11 protein-coding genes are annotated in these 15,826 nt (G+C 42.6%); 8 read left to right on the forward strand and 3 right to left on the reverse strand.

Features of this window, described 5'->3' with window-relative positions:
- Positions 1-554: 554 nt before the first annotated feature.
- From QUF61_RS17270 to folE2, 8 genes are all read left to right on the forward strand, one after another.
- On the forward strand, positions 555-1,208 hold the full coding sequence (locus QUF61_RS17270) for a PD-(D/E)XK nuclease family protein (protein WP_289682823.1): 654 nt from the start codon (positions 555-557) through the stop codon (positions 1,206-1,208).
- A gap of 149 nt (positions 1,209-1,357) precedes the next feature.
- Positions 1,358-1,534 carry a sulfur relay protein DsrC gene (locus QUF61_RS17275; protein WP_103920036.1) on the forward strand — a complete coding sequence of 59 codons (177 nt, stop codon included), beginning with the start codon at positions 1,358-1,360 and terminating at the stop codon, positions 1,532-1,534.
- A gap of 1 nt (position 1,535) precedes the next feature.
- Complete coding sequence (locus QUF61_RS17280) at positions 1,536-2,246, forward strand: hypothetical protein (protein WP_103920037.1); 711 nt, start codon at positions 1,536-1,538, stop codon at positions 2,244-2,246.
- Between the two features lie 13 nt (positions 2,247-2,259).
- Complete coding sequence (gene cas6, locus QUF61_RS17285; protein WP_289682824.1) at positions 2,260-2,946, forward strand: type I-MYXAN CRISPR-associated protein Cas6/Cmx6; 687 nt, start codon at positions 2,260-2,262, stop codon at positions 2,944-2,946.
- 11 nt (positions 2,947-2,957) lie between these two features.
- A complete protein-coding gene (gene lpxK, locus QUF61_RS17290; protein WP_289682825.1) occupies positions 2,958-3,977 on the forward strand; it encodes a tetraacyldisaccharide 4'-kinase in 1,020 nt (339 codons plus the stop codon).
- A complete protein-coding gene (locus QUF61_RS17295) occupies positions 3,970-4,161 on the forward strand; it encodes a Trm112 family protein (RefSeq protein ID WP_103920040.1) in 192 nt (63 codons plus the stop codon). The genes lpxK and QUF61_RS17295 overlap by 8 nt, the downstream gene beginning before the upstream one ends.
- A gap of 145 nt (positions 4,162-4,306) precedes the next feature.
- Entirely contained in the window at positions 4,307-6,190 is a 1,884-nt protein-coding gene (dxs, locus tag QUF61_RS17300; RefSeq protein ID WP_289682826.1) for a 1-deoxy-D-xylulose-5-phosphate synthase, read from the forward strand.
- Positions 6,191-6,265: 75 nt separating this feature from the next.
- Positions 6,266-7,054 carry a GTP cyclohydrolase FolE2 gene (gene folE2 / locus QUF61_RS17305; protein ID WP_103920042.1) on the forward strand — a complete coding sequence of 263 codons (789 nt, stop codon included), beginning with the start codon at positions 6,266-6,268 and terminating at the stop codon, positions 7,052-7,054.
- Between the two features lie 75 nt (positions 7,055-7,129).
- On the opposite strand, the gene QUF61_RS17310 is transcribed toward folE2, so the two are convergent.
- The 3 genes from QUF61_RS17310 to QUF61_RS17320 form a co-directional block, all read right to left on the reverse strand.
- Positions 7,130-12,208: a response regulator gene (locus QUF61_RS17310; protein ID WP_289682827.1), complete on the reverse strand. Its 5,079-nt coding sequence runs from the start codon at positions 12,206-12,208 to the stop codon at positions 7,130-7,132.
- Between the two features lie 292 nt (positions 12,209-12,500).
- A complete protein-coding gene (locus QUF61_RS17315; protein ID WP_103918833.1) occupies positions 12,501-13,823 on the reverse strand; it encodes a type 2 periplasmic-binding domain-containing protein in 1,323 nt (440 codons plus the stop codon).
- 72 nt (positions 13,824-13,895) lie between these two features.
- Complete coding sequence (locus QUF61_RS17320; protein WP_289682828.1) at positions 13,896-15,203, reverse strand: ATP-binding response regulator; 1,308 nt, start codon at positions 15,201-15,203, stop codon at positions 13,896-13,898.
- Positions 15,204-15,826: the final 623 nt, after the last annotated feature.

Here is a 15,826-nt window from a genome sequence, read left to right on the forward strand (position 1 = left end):
TATATTAAAATACCCCTTTGGGGTGTTAGCGCTAAAACCCATATTTTAAGTTTTACCGTTAAACATTAGAGATAAATCTGTTCGCCTGAAAGGCGAAGGTTTTAACCTTGTGCATGGAAAATAAAAACTGGAAAATTACCCGCAGCAAGCCGCGTAATTGTTATTTAAGGTAGACAATCCTGCGCAGTTAAGCCCGGCGGAACATGCTGTCATATTATAAAGCCTGCGCAAAACTGGTACGGCATTATACCGCGTTGAGCAAAGCAAAACCGTAGACAAGGCAAGTATTCACGCCTTGGGTTTACAGTTTGGCTTGGAGCGACTGGAGCATAATCTTTGTGCCGATGATGCCGCATGTCAGTTTTTAATAGACTTGTTTCACAGTGATTGCGCCTACATATTCCGTTACAAAATGCAGGCAAATGAAGGTTTGACCAGGAAACCCAGTCGCAAGGCTTGATGTATCGAGCACGGTATTTTGCTCGGCTGGTTGCGTGAGTTTCGGTAATTTTTTATACCTCCTTCGTGCCTCCGTGGGAGATGTTGATGGTTTAATGAGTGAGCAAGACCCTAAAAGGTTTCAGATGATGAGCAAGTCAATTTTTACTCAGGATAAACGCTATTCATTCAGCGATTACTTTAATATGAGTAACCCTGCTGAAGAAATTATTGCCGAATTGGGGTATCGACTGGATTTTGAAGCAATACACTTTTCCCTGGCAAAGGATATAAACCAAAATACGGTTGATAAATTAAAAAACTTTTATTATAAGCTGCTACCTAAAATCACCGTAAATTCAGAAATTGCCAAGCGGGAATTTATGATCGCGCCGCTTTTACATGAAGTGATTTTAGATATTGATGCAAAATTAAACATTGAATACCCGATTGATATTAATGACAAACTCAATGGTGTTATTGATTATTTAATTCGCTCACAACAAGAGCTGATTGTTATTGAAGCTAAAAAAGGTGATTTGGATAGAGGCTTTAATCAATTGGCTGCTGAACTCATTGCCCTGGATGCGTATGAAGATAATGATACACCAGAGATATTGTATGGTGCGATAACCATTGGTGAAGTCTGGCGATTTTGTATCTTGAAAAGGCAAGAACAAATAATTATTAAAGACATCAACTTATTTAGATTTCCTCAAGATACTAAAGAAATTTTAGCTGTGCTTTTTGGCATACTTGCAAAGCGCTAAATAATGGCATTCACAGACTTTAAATAACCTGAATTTGACATAAGCATTTTGTGCTTAAATCGCTAAAATCCAGAACGTACACGGCACTAAAAAGCACTATTTATTTTACTCACCACACTTTATTTACAGGCCACATAAAGAGAGGTTTAATGTTATACCTTAGCGAGTTACTCATTCAACATCATGAACTGGAGAATTTTGACGAGCTCCTGGCACTCATTGATAAGGTCAAAAAAAATGAACGGTTTTTCCGTATTGACGTGAAACCCCCTTTTCAAGATACCCCGGAAAACTGGGAAGATCGCCTGGAAGCAGCTTTTTATTAATATGAATCACTTAAATGAACAACCCGCTATCAGCGCGGACATGGCTGACGAACAAGAATCAAAAGCCCTGGTGCAATCGCATTTACAGGAGCTAACGGCGCAATTACAAACGCTTGAGCAAAATGGCGATGCCTTAGAGCGCGCTTATTTATTGCTGGAAATTGCTCATGCCAACATTACGCTGGAACAAAATCAGGATGCCTGGGTACATGCAAAAACAGCATTTGATACATTTTTGCAGCAGCAGCACTGGGAAGCGGCAGTTGGGGCGTGTAATATCCTGTTTCAAAGCGAACAACCCGGTTCCCTGCCTGCTTTAGGTCAAGGTGTATGGCTGGCGGTAACTTTCCCTATGGACCCCGAACTGAGTATCGTCATGCTTGAGCATATCGTGGATGAAACCCCGAATGATTCTGATGGTGGCGCGGTTGCAGCGGCAACAGCCTGTTATATTGCCGATTTGCGCAGTGAAGGCAAGACCCGTGAAAAAATGCAGTTTTTTACCAATCAATTATTGGGCAAGGTTGCGCGCAGACACAGTAATATTGAAGACCAAGGCAGTTTTGATGCCTGGATTTCACGCCTGGAACTGGACATGCCGGAAGCCTTTTTAGGTCGCTTGCGTCAGGTGATTGAAGTGCTGGTGCAGGACGACTGGTGGTTTGAGCGTGATCAACTGCGTAATTTATTGCCTGAAGATGAGGCAGCATAAGAGGTACAGCATTATGATGTGGGAAGAAGATGAACCGGAAGTACCCGTTAAACTGGCTGATGATGTGGTGGATCTGGTATTTAATATTGAATGCAAAAGTCTGCCTTTGGATCACAGTTATGCGCTATCCAGCGCAATACAGGGATTGCTACCCTGGTTTGAAGCATTAGAACAAAGTGGCTTGCATTTGATTCACGGCGCGGCTTCCGGCAATGGCTGGATACGCCCGGAAGCTTCTGATGCAGTGTTGTATGTGTCACGTCGCACCCGCTTAACCTTGCGCCTGCCGCGCAGCCATTTACAACAGGCGCAGGCCTTAAGCGGGGAAGCCCTGGATATTGCCGGTCATATTTTACAGATTGGCAAGGCCAGGGAAAAACCACTGGCAAAAACGGACATCTTATTTTCCCGTTACGTCTTATCTAACGAGCAGGATAGTGATGAAGATTTTCTGAAAACGGCAATGGCTGAAATTAAGCGCCTGGAAATCAATTGTCGTAAACTGATGCCGGGGCGTGGACACCAATTTCAAACACGGCAAGGCACGGTATTTACCCGCAGCCTGATGCTGGCTGATTTAAGCTTTGAAGATGCCATCCGTTTACAACAGGCAGGCTTAGGTCAAGGCCGCAAACAGGGTTTTGGTTTGTTTATCCCGCATAAGGGTATTCAGGCGGTCAATCAGGCAAAACAGGATTAACGAGAAAGCAAATGCCTGAGCCTTTCTGGCACCCGAACCGAATCTGGTATCAAGCCAAACACCCTTTATCTGTTTTGTTATTGCCGCTGAGCTGGTTATTTTGCACATTGGTGAAATTGCGACGTTTTTTATACCAAAAAGCTTATTTGCGCAGTCATCAAGCTGCTGTTCCGATTATTGTTGTCGGTAATCTCACTGTCGGTGGCGGTGGCAAAACACCGATGGTTGTCTGGCTGACTCAACAATTACAAAAACAAGGTTATACACCCGGTATTATCAGCCGGGGTTATGGCGGTCAATCTCAAACCTGGCCACAAACAGTCAGCGCAAGCAGCGATCCGCATCTGGTTGGCGATGAACCGGTATTAATGGCGCAACGCACCAATTGTCCGCTAGTTGTCGGGCCGAATCGTCCAGTTGCGGTTTCTTATTTACTGGCATCCTATCCTTGCGATATATTAATCAGCGATGATGGTTTACAGCATTACCCCTTGCGGCGGGATATTGAAATTTTGATGTTGAATGGTCATCGACGTTATGGCAACCAACGCTGCCTGCCTGCCGGGCCATTGCGGGAGCCTATGCAGCGCACCAGCCAGGTGGATTTTATTGTAGTTGGTGAAACGAATAATAAAACGGCCCATGCTGGCGAGTGGTCGGCACAGCGTTTGCTTGGAGATGCCCACGCCTTGCTGAATGGACAAAAAACCTGCCAATTAAGTGATTTTTCTGGAAAAACCGTACATGCTGTTGCGGGTATTGCCCAACCACAGGATTTTTTTACTTGCTTAAGTGCGGCTGGTATACAGCTCATTACCCATGCTTTCCCGGATCATTATCAGTATCAAAAAGCTGATTTAGACTTCGCTGATGATTTCCCGATTTTGATGACAGAAAAAGATGCGGTAAAATGTCAGACTTTTGCGTCTGCTGCTTTTTGGTTTGTACCTTTAGAGATTCGCTTACCCGATCATTTTATCAAAACAGTTTTGGCATCACTTCACAATCCCAGGAATTCCCGTCATGGATAAAAAATTACTTGAAATCATCGCTTGCCCCGTGACCAAAGCACCTTTGCAATACGATAAAAACAAGCAGGAACTTATCAGCGTCGAGGCCAGACTGGCCTATCCCGTTCGCGATCAAATTCCGGTATTAATAGAAGGTGAAGCACGCAGGTTGAGTCTGGAAGAAACCGATCAATGGCGTAAATAACCTGAATTCAACGTAAGATTATTTTTAATAAAATAAGAAAAAACGATGAAATTCAGCAGTATCCACTCTCAAGAGCTTAGCAGTTTTCAGCGTCTTTAGCGCTAAAAGAAGCTCATACTGAACTCAGGTTAAACAAGTTGCTAACATGAGCATCAATACCTCAACAACGCCACTACTGGATCAAATCCATTTTCCCCAGGATTTACGCCGTCTGCCGGAAGCGGATTTACCGCAACTGGCAATGGAACTGCGAAATTTTCTGATTGCCTGTTTGAGCGAGTCCGGCGGTCATTTTTCCTCCAATCTTGGGGTGATTGAATTGACTGTTGCCCTGCATTATGTGTTTAACACCCCGGAGGATCGTTTAATCTGGGATGTCGGCCATCAGGCTTATCCGCATAAGATTCTGACCGGACGCCGGGACGCGATCAAAACCATTCGTCAAAATGAAGGTCTGGCAGGCTTCCCCAAGCGTAGCGAAAGTCCTTATGACAGCTTTGGCGTTGGTCATTCCAGTACCTCTATCAGCGCCGCCCTGGGCATGGCAATTGCCGCCAGACAAGTGGGCAGCCACCGTAAATCCATCGCCATTATTGGTGATGGCGCGATGACCGCAGGCATGGCCTTTGAAGCACTGAATCATGCCGGTGATTTGGGTGCCAATATGCTGGTCATTCTCAATGATAACAACATGTCGATTTCGCCCAATGTCGGTGCGCTGAAAAATCACCTGGCTGAAATTCTTTCCGGTGGTTTTTATACCGGTGTACGGGAAGGGGGCAAAAAATTATTAAGCCATGCACCGCTGCCACTGATGAAATTAGCCCAGCGTACCGAAGAATATATGAAAGGCATGTTGGTTGCCGGTACTTTGTTTGAAGAATTTGGGTTTAATTATATCGGCCCGGTAGATGGACACGACTTACCGGCATTATTATCAGTCTTAAAAAACATCCATGAACTCGAAGGCCCACAGTTTTTGCATGTGATTACCCGCAAAGGCAAGGGTTATCCCCCAGCCGAAGCCGATCCTTGCAGCTATCACGGGGTCAGCGCATTTGATCAACATACCGGGGAAATGTCGGTAAAAACCAGTACTGCCCCTACCTATGCCCAGGTTTTTGGTGACTGGCTGTGTGATATGGCGGCGCGGGATCAGCGTTTAATTGGCATCACTCCAGCTATGAGCGAAGGTTCGGGCATGGTACGCTTTTCCCGTCAGTTTCCTGAGCGCTATTTTGATGTCGGTATTGCTGAACAACATAGCGTAACATTGGCTGCGGGCATGGCCTGCGAAGGCTTAAAACCTGTTGTTGCCATTTATTCCACATTTTTGCAGCGTGCTTATGATCAATTAATTCATGATGTGGTATTGCAGGATTTACCCGTATTGTTTGCCATTGATCGCGCCGGTTTAGTGGGTGCTGACGGGCCAACCCACGCAGGTAGCTTTGACTTGAGTTATTTGCGCTGTATACCTAACATAGTGATCATGACACCAGCGAATGAAGATGAATGTCGCAAACTACTGACCACGGGGTTCCTGCACCCAGGCGCAGCAGCCGTGCGCTACCCGCGTGGCAGCGGGGCTGGTGTGACCATCGAACCCACGCTGAACCCTCTGCCTATAGGTAAGGCGGATGTCTGTCTGCCCGGTGATAGCGACAGTAAAGTAGTCCTATTGGTGTTTGGCAGCCTGTTGACAGTGGCTTTAGACGCCGCACAGCAATTAAATGCCAGTGTTGTTAATATGCGCTTTGTCAAACCCTTGGATGAAGACTTATTAAAAACTCTGGCAAATCGTTATGAACTGCTGGTCACTATTGAAGAAAACGCTATCATGGGCGGTGCGGGTAGTGCCGTGAATGAATATCTGCACCAGCAAAACTTAAATACACCCGTATTAAATCTGGGCTTACCTGATTATTTCCAGGATCATGGTTCACAGGCATCTTTGCTGGCAGAAGCCGGACTGGATGCACCAGGTATTTGTGCAGCCATTGAGCGCATAATACCGGACGTTGATTAAGTCTCCCCCTCAAACAACATTTTAAATGCGACAAAACCCTTTTTATTTTAATGATTATTCTCAGGAGAGAACGATATGACCGACACCGCCATCCCTGACGTACAAAATACGGCAGATACTCGCCACTTACCGATTGATAAAGTAGGCATTAAAGACATTAAACATCCGGTACTGGTCAGTGATCGCACGGGAAAAGAACAACACACGATAGCCAATTTTAATATGTATGTGAACCTGCCGCATAATTTTAAGGGTACGCATATGTCACGTTTTGTTGAAATTCTCAACGAAAATGAATATGAAATCACCGTACAATCTTTCAAACGCATGTTGACAGAAATGTTGGCGCGACTGGAAGCCAAATCCGGTCATATTGAAATGAACTTCCCTTATTTTGTGAATAAATCGGCACCGGTTTCCAAGGTAGAAAGCCTGTTGGATTATGATGTCACTTTTATTGGCGAAATTTGTGGGGATAAACCGGTTATTACTGTTAAAGTGGTGATTCCTGTTACCAGTTTATGTCCTTGTTCCAAAAAAATTGCCCAATACGGTGCGCATAACCAACGCTCGCATGTCACTGTCACTGCGCGTACCAATAGTTTTATCTGGATAGAAGATTTAATTGATATTATTGAAAAAGAAGCCTCTTGTGAATTATTCGGCCTACTGAAACGCCCAGATGAAAAGGCGGTCACTGAGCGTGCTTACGAAAATCCAAAATTTGTTGAAGATATGGTGCGTGATATTGCAGCGAAGCTCAATCAGGATGAGCGGATTGATAGCTATACCATCGAATCAGAAAATTTTGAGTCGATTCATAACCATTCAGCTTATGCCTTGATTGAAAAAGTCAAAGCTTAAGTTCAACAGCATAAAAAAACCCGCGTAACTCAGTGTTACGCGGGTTTTTAGTGCTTGTAAAACGCCTCTAATATCTTAGCCATACAACCACACTCGCATCAGCGAGAGTAGTTTGTCCATATTGATGGGTTTGGATAAGTAATCATTGGCACCGAGTTCGATGCACTTGCTGCGGTCTTTTTTCATTGCTTTCGCAGTCAGTGCGATGATCGGTACTTTTTGAAAATGCAAGTCACTACGAATTTGACGCATGGCTTCAAATCCGTCCATTTCAGGCATCATGAGATCCATCAAGATCAAATCTATGTTGGAATTTTGATGTAGTTGCTCAATGGCTTCTTTCCCATTTTTTGCCAATACCAATTCCATACCTTTTTCTTCTAAAATTGAGCCTAACGCAAATACATTGCGCATGTCATCATCTGCCAGAAGAATTTTTTTACCTTGAAAAATGGCTTCTTTGTCATGAAATCGATTGAGGATTTGGCGTTGTGCTTCGGGTAATTGACTTTCAATTTGGTGCAGGAATAGCACCGCTTCATCCAGCAAATGCTCGGGGGAGCGCACGGATTTAACCACCAACTGGTTCATGCAATCATTGAGTAAAAGTTCTTCTTTCTTCGTGAGGCGACGCTCAGCATAAATAATTATGGGAATCGATTGTGTGGCTTCGGCTTCATGTAAACGCAGTTCTTTAAGCAATAATAGCCCTGTTTCTGGTTCATTATTAATATCAAATATAATGCAGTCATAATCTACTTCAGCCTGGGTTAGCAAATTTTCAGCTTCGGTTCTATTGAGGGCTTGTGTGATTTGAACCGCTTCACTTTGTAAGAGTTGCAGAATATCTTCACTACTCGATGTATCATCGGCAATAATAAGAATATGTTTGAGTTCTTTTTGAACAAAGCCTTCTATGGTTTGAAAAGCTTTGCTAAGTCCATTCATGCTCACGGGTTTAAGAAGATAACCTATCGCACCCATGCGCCGTGCATCAACTTGTTCATCACTACCCGAAATAAAATGTACGGGAATATGGCGTGTTTTGGGATCATCTTTGAGTTTTTCCATGACTGTCCAGCCATCAATTAAAGGTAAACCGATATCCAATACAATGGCGCTGGGCAGGTATTCTTTTGCCGTATTTAAGCCGCTTTCGCCATCAAGCGCATACAAGGCTTTGAAGTCATGCTGATGCGCTAAATTTACTAAAATCCGACAAAATTTATCATCATCCTCAATAATTAATAAAGTCTTGTCACCCGCTTGCAATTGTTTTCGATCATCATCGCAAACCTGCACTGCTTGCATTTTTTTCGGTGTTGCTGATGTACTATCTGGAAGTGGTTTGGGAGCTACTGGTACGGGGTTGGCAGGACTCGGTTGAGTTTGTTCAGGACTGGGGGTGGCTGGGGTTTCATATTCACTCAATGTATTTGCTGTATTTGCTGTATTTGCAGTGATTTGCGCGGGAATACTTAAAGTGAAAGTACTGCCTTCGTTCTTGACGCTGTGTAGCGTGATTTTGCCGTGTAATAATTTGGCTAATTGGCGTGAAATCGATAAGCCTAAGCCGGTACCACCATAACGCCGACTGGTCGTTCCATCCGCTTGCTGGAAGGCTTCAAAAATGGATTTTTGATGTGCTGTAGAAATACCAATACCAGTATCAATAACTGCAAAATTACATAGATTTTCAGTGCTTGGGCTGATTTTCAAGGTGACACTGCCACCCTGGTCAGTGAACTTGAAAGCATTAGAGAGTAAATTACTGATAACTTGACTCAGGCGTTGTATATCCGTATGTAAGGTACTATCGGGAGGGAGTTCTGAATGGATGTTGAAGCTCAGACCTTTATTTTCTGCAATAGGCTGGAATCTACGTTGCAGGTTTTCCATTAAGCTACCGATTGCGAAGATTTCAGGCACCAGTTCAATTTTGCCCGCCTCAACTTTGGATAAATCTAAAATGTCATTGATCAATTGCAGTAAATCTGCCCCTGCATGATGAATGGTCTGTGCTGATTCAATTTGTTGCTCATTGAGATTATTGTTTTTATTTTCCATCAACATTTGTGACAGAATCAGCATACTATTGAGCGGGGTGCGTAATTCATGTGACATATTGGCGAGGAATTCAGATTTGTATTTACTCGCAAGTTCAAGTTCCTCTGCTTTGGCTTGAATCGATTTTTGAGTTTTTTCTAAAGTTTTATTCTTTTCTCGAATAGCTTCTTTTTGACGTTCTAAATCATGACTTCGAGCAGCTAGTTCGTCATTAGCCTGAAGCAGTTCCTCTTGTTGGGTTTTCAATTCTTCCGATTGGCTTTGTAGTTCTTCATTATTCTGGCGCAGTTCCTCTTGTTGGTTTTGCAGTTCTTCTGATTGAGTTCGTAATTCTTCAGCTTGAGCACGGCTTTGCTCAAGTAATTCCTGCATTTGTAGCCGCGATTCTGCGGTATTGACAGCAATACCAATGGGCTGTGTAATTTGCTGTAAAAAGTTTAATTCATCTTCGCTAAAGGCGGTGAAGCGTCCCAGTTCAAAGACACCAGCCAGTTGATTTTCGTAGTTGAAAGGTACAATGACCAGATTTTCTGGTACTGCTTCGCCAACACTGGATTGAATTTGCATATAGTCTTCAGGGACAGCCGTGATAATGATTAATTGTTTTTCCAACGCGGCTTGTCCTACTAAACCTTCACCTAAAACAACTTCTCCACTCATATTTTTACGGCGGGTATAAGCATAACTACCGAGTAACTTTAACGCGCCTTGGTGCGTTTGCTGGTTACTTTGGTAGATATAAAAAGTGCCGATTTGCGCCTGTAAATAGTTAGCAAGGAAACTGATAATATTTTTACTTAAGGTGGCAATGTCTTGCTGCCCACTCATGCACTCACTAAGTTGACTTATCCCTGTTTTAAACCAATCTTGACGGTTTTTCTGTGCATTTTCCTGCTCAAGTTTACGCAATGCACTACTGTTTTCTTCGTGCATTTGGCGTAAGGTGCGGGTCATGTTTACCAGTGCCAGCCCCAGTTGATCAGCATCGGATAACACCCGCACTTCGCTTGAATAATCACCTTCAGCAATCAAATTTGCCTGCCTCACCACGCCACGTAGCGTCGTGATCATATCCACCAGTGCTTGACCTAGCTCGTCTTTCTCTGAAAGCAGCTTGATTTCATTATTGTAATCACCTGCGGCAATATTGTTCGCTTGCACAATGATACTACGCAGAGCGTGTTCAAGTTGTTTAGAGGCGGTGATAATTTCTGCAATTTCATTATTCCCCTGATAGTCCAGCTTAGTGTCAAGCAGCTCACCGTGTGATAAGGATTTCAATTGATTACGCACCAGTAACAACGGGGAGACAATTTGCGTGGTAAAGCGTGAGGCAAACCACCAGCAAAATAAAATAATAATCAGCATCAAACCAGCAATCATTATTTGTAATTTGCGCGCTTCAGCCAGGGCTTCATGCCTGTTTATATCCACAATCAAAGCCCAACGCTGGCCTGCAATATTCAGTGGCGTATAGGCGGATAACACGGCTTGCCCCAAATAATTTTCGCTGATGTGCTCACCCGTTTTACCCTCTAATGCAGCTTGTACACTGGGGGTTTTGACTATGCCTTTATCAGGATTATGCAATGATGCCTGAATACTGTGATGTTCAGGATCAAGAAATGCATTAGAACGCATCAAATAATCACTGCCAACTAAATAACTTTCTCCCTGTTCGCCCATACCGGTACGTTTTGCCATGATTTCCCCCATGCTGTTGTCATGCAATTGTAAGGCAACGATGAGTTCAACATCACCGTTACTAGACAGCAAAGGTTGGGCAATAAACGCAGCAGGTTCGTTATTGCTGGGTTCGTATAACGCATAATCACTCACCCCCAGTTTCCCACTATTATGGACTTTCTTTACTAAGGTCGCTAAATGCGTATCACTGTATTCATCTTCAAAGAGATTCGTACCATAATCATCCTCTTTGAGTACGGTATAGAAAATCTGTCCTTCAGGATGCACTAATACCAAATCATGATAATCATAATGAACAATATATTGACTGAAAAAATCTAATTTTTCCTTGCCTAACTTCGGCGTGATGGCTTCTTCCAAATTAATTTGACTGACTAACGCCCAGTGCAAACCGGGGATTTTAACCGGGGCATATGCACTTAGCTTGAGTAACTTATCCGATGTCATTTTAATCATGACCCCGGTTTCGCTATCCAAGCCCAACTGCACATCAATACTTTTTGCAGTTTTCCTATCAGGCAATGTCGATGCACTTGTCAGCGCACTAAGGTAAACGTGCTGTTCTTGTTGGTGTGTAATTAAAAAGCTTTCACCCGTTTCACCTAAACCTTCACTGCGTTGCACAATGCCGTTCACCGAAGCAGGCGCATGGGAATCCAGGCTTAGGGCCAAGACTAATACGCCGGTAAGTTCACCGAAGCGGTACAGGGGCGCACTGATAAAGGCAATAGCTTGATTGTCAGCAGCGGCATAAGGTACAAAATCTTCAATGGCAACTTGCTCTAAACCCTTATTAAAAGCACGACGCAAGGCATTTTCTTCAGGTACGACAGTGTTTAGGTTCTGCCCCAAATCTATACCTTGACGGGTTGAATATGCCACATTGGCATCTTTGGAAATCAGCAGCAGGTCAAAATAATCATATTCTTGCTGAATTTTTTTCAGCCCCTGCCCCAACCGACCTTCAATGGATTTCCAGGCTAAACCACCAATCTTGCCTTCATTCTGGAAGGCGCCGTCAAATTGCTCCAGGGCCTGAGCGATCCACTCATCTTGTGATAATACGGCGATATTACTTAAACGTTCTTGAAAAAAAGCTTCTAATTGTGCAATTTTATTCATCTGTACCGAGCTTAATTTTTGCTCAGCATCCTGACGCAACAGCGCGACCATGTGCATCAGCACTAACACGTCCTCACGGCGTTCCTTAAAAAAGCCTTCGATTTGACTTTTTTTAATTTGCCGCACACTTTGCAGGTGACTAAATGTTTGTTCGGAAAGTGCCTGACGACTTTTCCATAAACTCAAGCCTCCCACCAAGGTCAAAGGCAGGATGCTGATAATTAAGGTTGTTGCCAACAAACGTGTACGTATTTTCATAATTTTTTCTGATTATTAAGCAGTAGCAAGGGATAAAACCTTCCAGGTCTTAAAGACCTGGAAGGTTTATGCTATCGAATTGTCCCGATTTAATTTAGGAGTGAGGATAAAATAAATACAGAAACTGGGTGCAGGATTTTTATTAATTTTCAAGGCCTGAAAACAGGCGCATAGCAAGCTATGTAACTGTTTTCGGAACGCAGAAAATGGAGAAAAAGACCAGCCAAGTTGCTGAAGTTATAAAATTCTTGCTCCTTAGTAGCCCATTCTGCTGTAATTAAATTTTCATCCCTTAGACTTGTGTTGGCTTCCACAATTTTGGTTCAGGACGGAAATCTTTATGTTTTTCCCAACTTTGGCGCTGCATTTGCTCTGGCACACGAGGATTGGGGAAACCAGGCAACTGATTAGAAGTCCAGCGCCCTTCGGCTTCCAACTGCTTCATCACCAAATGCAGCAGGCTATCATCAGCCCATTCATCCACGTATTTATCAGGGTCTTGGCTGCGCTCATTTTTCAGAATATCTTGTGCTTTCCATTGCCGTGCACAGGCTTTCAGATGTTTAATCATCTCACCATTAATGCGCCCATCCCACACCATCATATCGATGGTGGCGCGGATGACTGGTGGCGGTACTTCAGAGATATCCGTCCAAATAAAATACGCCGCTGTATCAGGATCATTGGTCATCATATCACGGCATTCTTCTTCCGATTTCAAATACGCCGCCATCACATCAGGGCGTTCACGTAACCAATCGTGAATCGCCAGCGTTGCACCAACATCATGAAACATTTTTACATCCAGTTCAGGATAATATTGCTGACTGGTATTTGGCATATTTTGTCCTGTCATCCAGCGTTTTGCTATGCCTTTCATTTCCATCCATGACGGGTAGGGTTCCCAAAATGCAGCAGCATGAATCGCGCCACTGCGCAAAGAAGCCATTTGTTGATCAATCGATTGATTCATCAATTGGGGTTTCACCCCAAACTCATGCATCCAGGTGAGAATTTGGCGGTGTGAAAAAGAGCCAAAGGCAGTCGCTACAGGTTTATCCTGTAAGTCTTTGGGGTCTTTAACCGAGCCATTTTCCAAGTACTTATTCGGCACGCAAAGGCTACCAAATTCACCTAAATCATAACCGCTGGCAGCAACAAAATCAGCACGCACCTTATCGCCATTGCTCAATCCTGGCGTGTCGGACATATAACCAAACTGATTTTTACCTGCAAACATATTATTGTTGATTAACGGCCCCGACAAGGCACGAAACCATACGACACGGCTACCTTTAGGCAAGTATTTCAACAACAATTGGGCTTGCTTATTGACGCTGGCTGTCCAGTGAATCGTGCCATAGGGTTGATAACCAATCGTCATAATCACCGGCTCGCCAATTTTACCGAAAGCGCCTGTCGGCTTGCCGTATTTGCTACTGATTTCTAACCAGTCATCACTGATATTTTTCTCTGATTGCGCATACGCTTGTCCTCCCACAGGCGATGGCAGCATACTCAACACCGTTGGCAAGACCACACCAAGTGCGCTGTATTTGAGAAATTCCCGACGACTTTGTTGTACTTGTAACAGGATTTCTTTTGATTGAGACATAACTCCTCCTTAATGGATAATGCTTTTATATTATTGCTTGTAAGAATCCTTCTAGCATTTTATTCCCATTGCTTAGTTTTCATCCAAAACTTCAATCTTTGGTGCTTGTACAGGAAAATATACAATAAACACACTGCCTTGTTCAGGCAAGCTTTCAACTTCTACATTCCCCCCTAGTAGTTGCGTAAAATGCCGTGTAATTGCTAATCCCAAACCTGTTCCACCGTATTTACGCATGGTTGACACATCCGCCTGCATAAAAGGTTCAAATAATTTTACTTTTTGTTCTTCATTTAAGCCAATACCGGTATCCTGAATCCGAAACACAATAAAATCTTGCTCATGGTCTTGCTGTATATCGCTATAAATAGAAATTGTACCATCCTGTGTAAATTTACAGGCATTGCTTAACAAATTAAGTAGAACCTGGCGTACCTTAGTCAAATCACTGTGCATTTCTTTTAATTGATTACCACAATACATTTTTAATTTATTATTATTTTTTTCTGCCATAGGATAAATAGTACTGACAATATCTTCTAACAAATCGACAATATTAAAAGTTTCATAGAAAACTGTCATACGACCTGCTTCAATTTTAGAAATATCTAATACATCATTAATTAAATCCAGCAAATGTTTACCTGAATTTAAAATATGTTCAATATCTGTGCTGCGTTCAATTTCTTCAACGTCTACACATTTATCATCTGCTTCATCCATCACTTCTTCTAATAACATTTCACTATAGCCAATAATCGCATTCAAAGGTGTACGTAATTCATGACTCATATTAGCCAGAAAACGGCTTTTAGATACATTGGCTTGCTCTGCAACTTCTTTAGTGAGTATCAATTTTTTATTGATTTCTTGTAATTCTTGAGTACGTTCAATAACACGTTGTTCAAGTTCATCTCGCGCAGCTTGCAATTCTTGAGTACGTTCAGCAACCTTTTGTTCAAGTTTTAAATTGTGTTGATTTTCTTGTTCAATAAAGCGTAAATATAAACGTATTTTGCTGATGAGTTGCGGGGTATCTATAGGCTTGGTCAAATAATCAGCAGCACCCACTTCAAAACCTTTGCGTTGAAATTCTTCAGATTTATAAGCAGCACTTAAGAAAACAATAGGGATATATGCGGTAGATTTGAAAGAGTGGATCAATTTAGCTGTTTCAAAACCATCCATTTCTGGCATCTGAACATCGAGCAAAATTAAATCAATAGGATTTTCCAATAAACAACCTAAGGCAGCCTGCCCTGAATTTGCCTCAATGACTTGAATACCTTCTAAATGTTCTCCTAACAAGGCACGTAAGGTAAACAAATTATTAGGATTGTCATCAACAATAAGAATACGAAACTGCTTAAACACAGTCATATACTGTGTTGCTCCCGTGATGGTGGATTTATGTTTATTTATTTTTAATGATTATGCTTAATATGACATAAATTGTAACAAGTGTGTAAATAATATTACACATATTAGATACTAAAGTTTCAAATTATTGTTTTTATTTAATTTCTTACTTTTTGAGGGCGCTCTAAATAAAAAAACCGCAAGGCTTGCGCCTTGCGGTTTTTTTTATTTAGAGTATAAACCCGATCAGCGTATGCAACACTGATGTAACCATTCAGACCCCCAAAGCACTGATTATACCGCTTTGTGTGGGATACACCTGTAGCCATTCCTGGAGGCGGCTATCAGTAAATTATGCAACCAGTTGTCATGATAAACCCCGTCTAAGTTGAAAACCACAGTTTTTGTCATTCCCGTGTAGACGGGAATCCAGCCCTCGTGAACAGCGACTGGATACCTGCCTGCACAGGTATGACATTAATAGAATATTTTTGTCGATTTCAAAGTGGATGGGGTTTATCTAAATTCATTAAGTCTTTCGGCAGGGCTAATTTTTCCATCATACTTTTTTATTGTTTGTGGGCATGACGGTGAAAAGTTATGGATTAATGCATAACTACGGATTAAATTTTCAGCACTCTTAT

Source organism: Candidatus Venteria ishoeyi (genome assembly GCF_030378065.1).
GTDB classification, from domain to species: Bacteria; Pseudomonadota; Gammaproteobacteria; order Beggiatoales; family Beggiatoaceae; genus Venteria; species Venteria ishoeyi.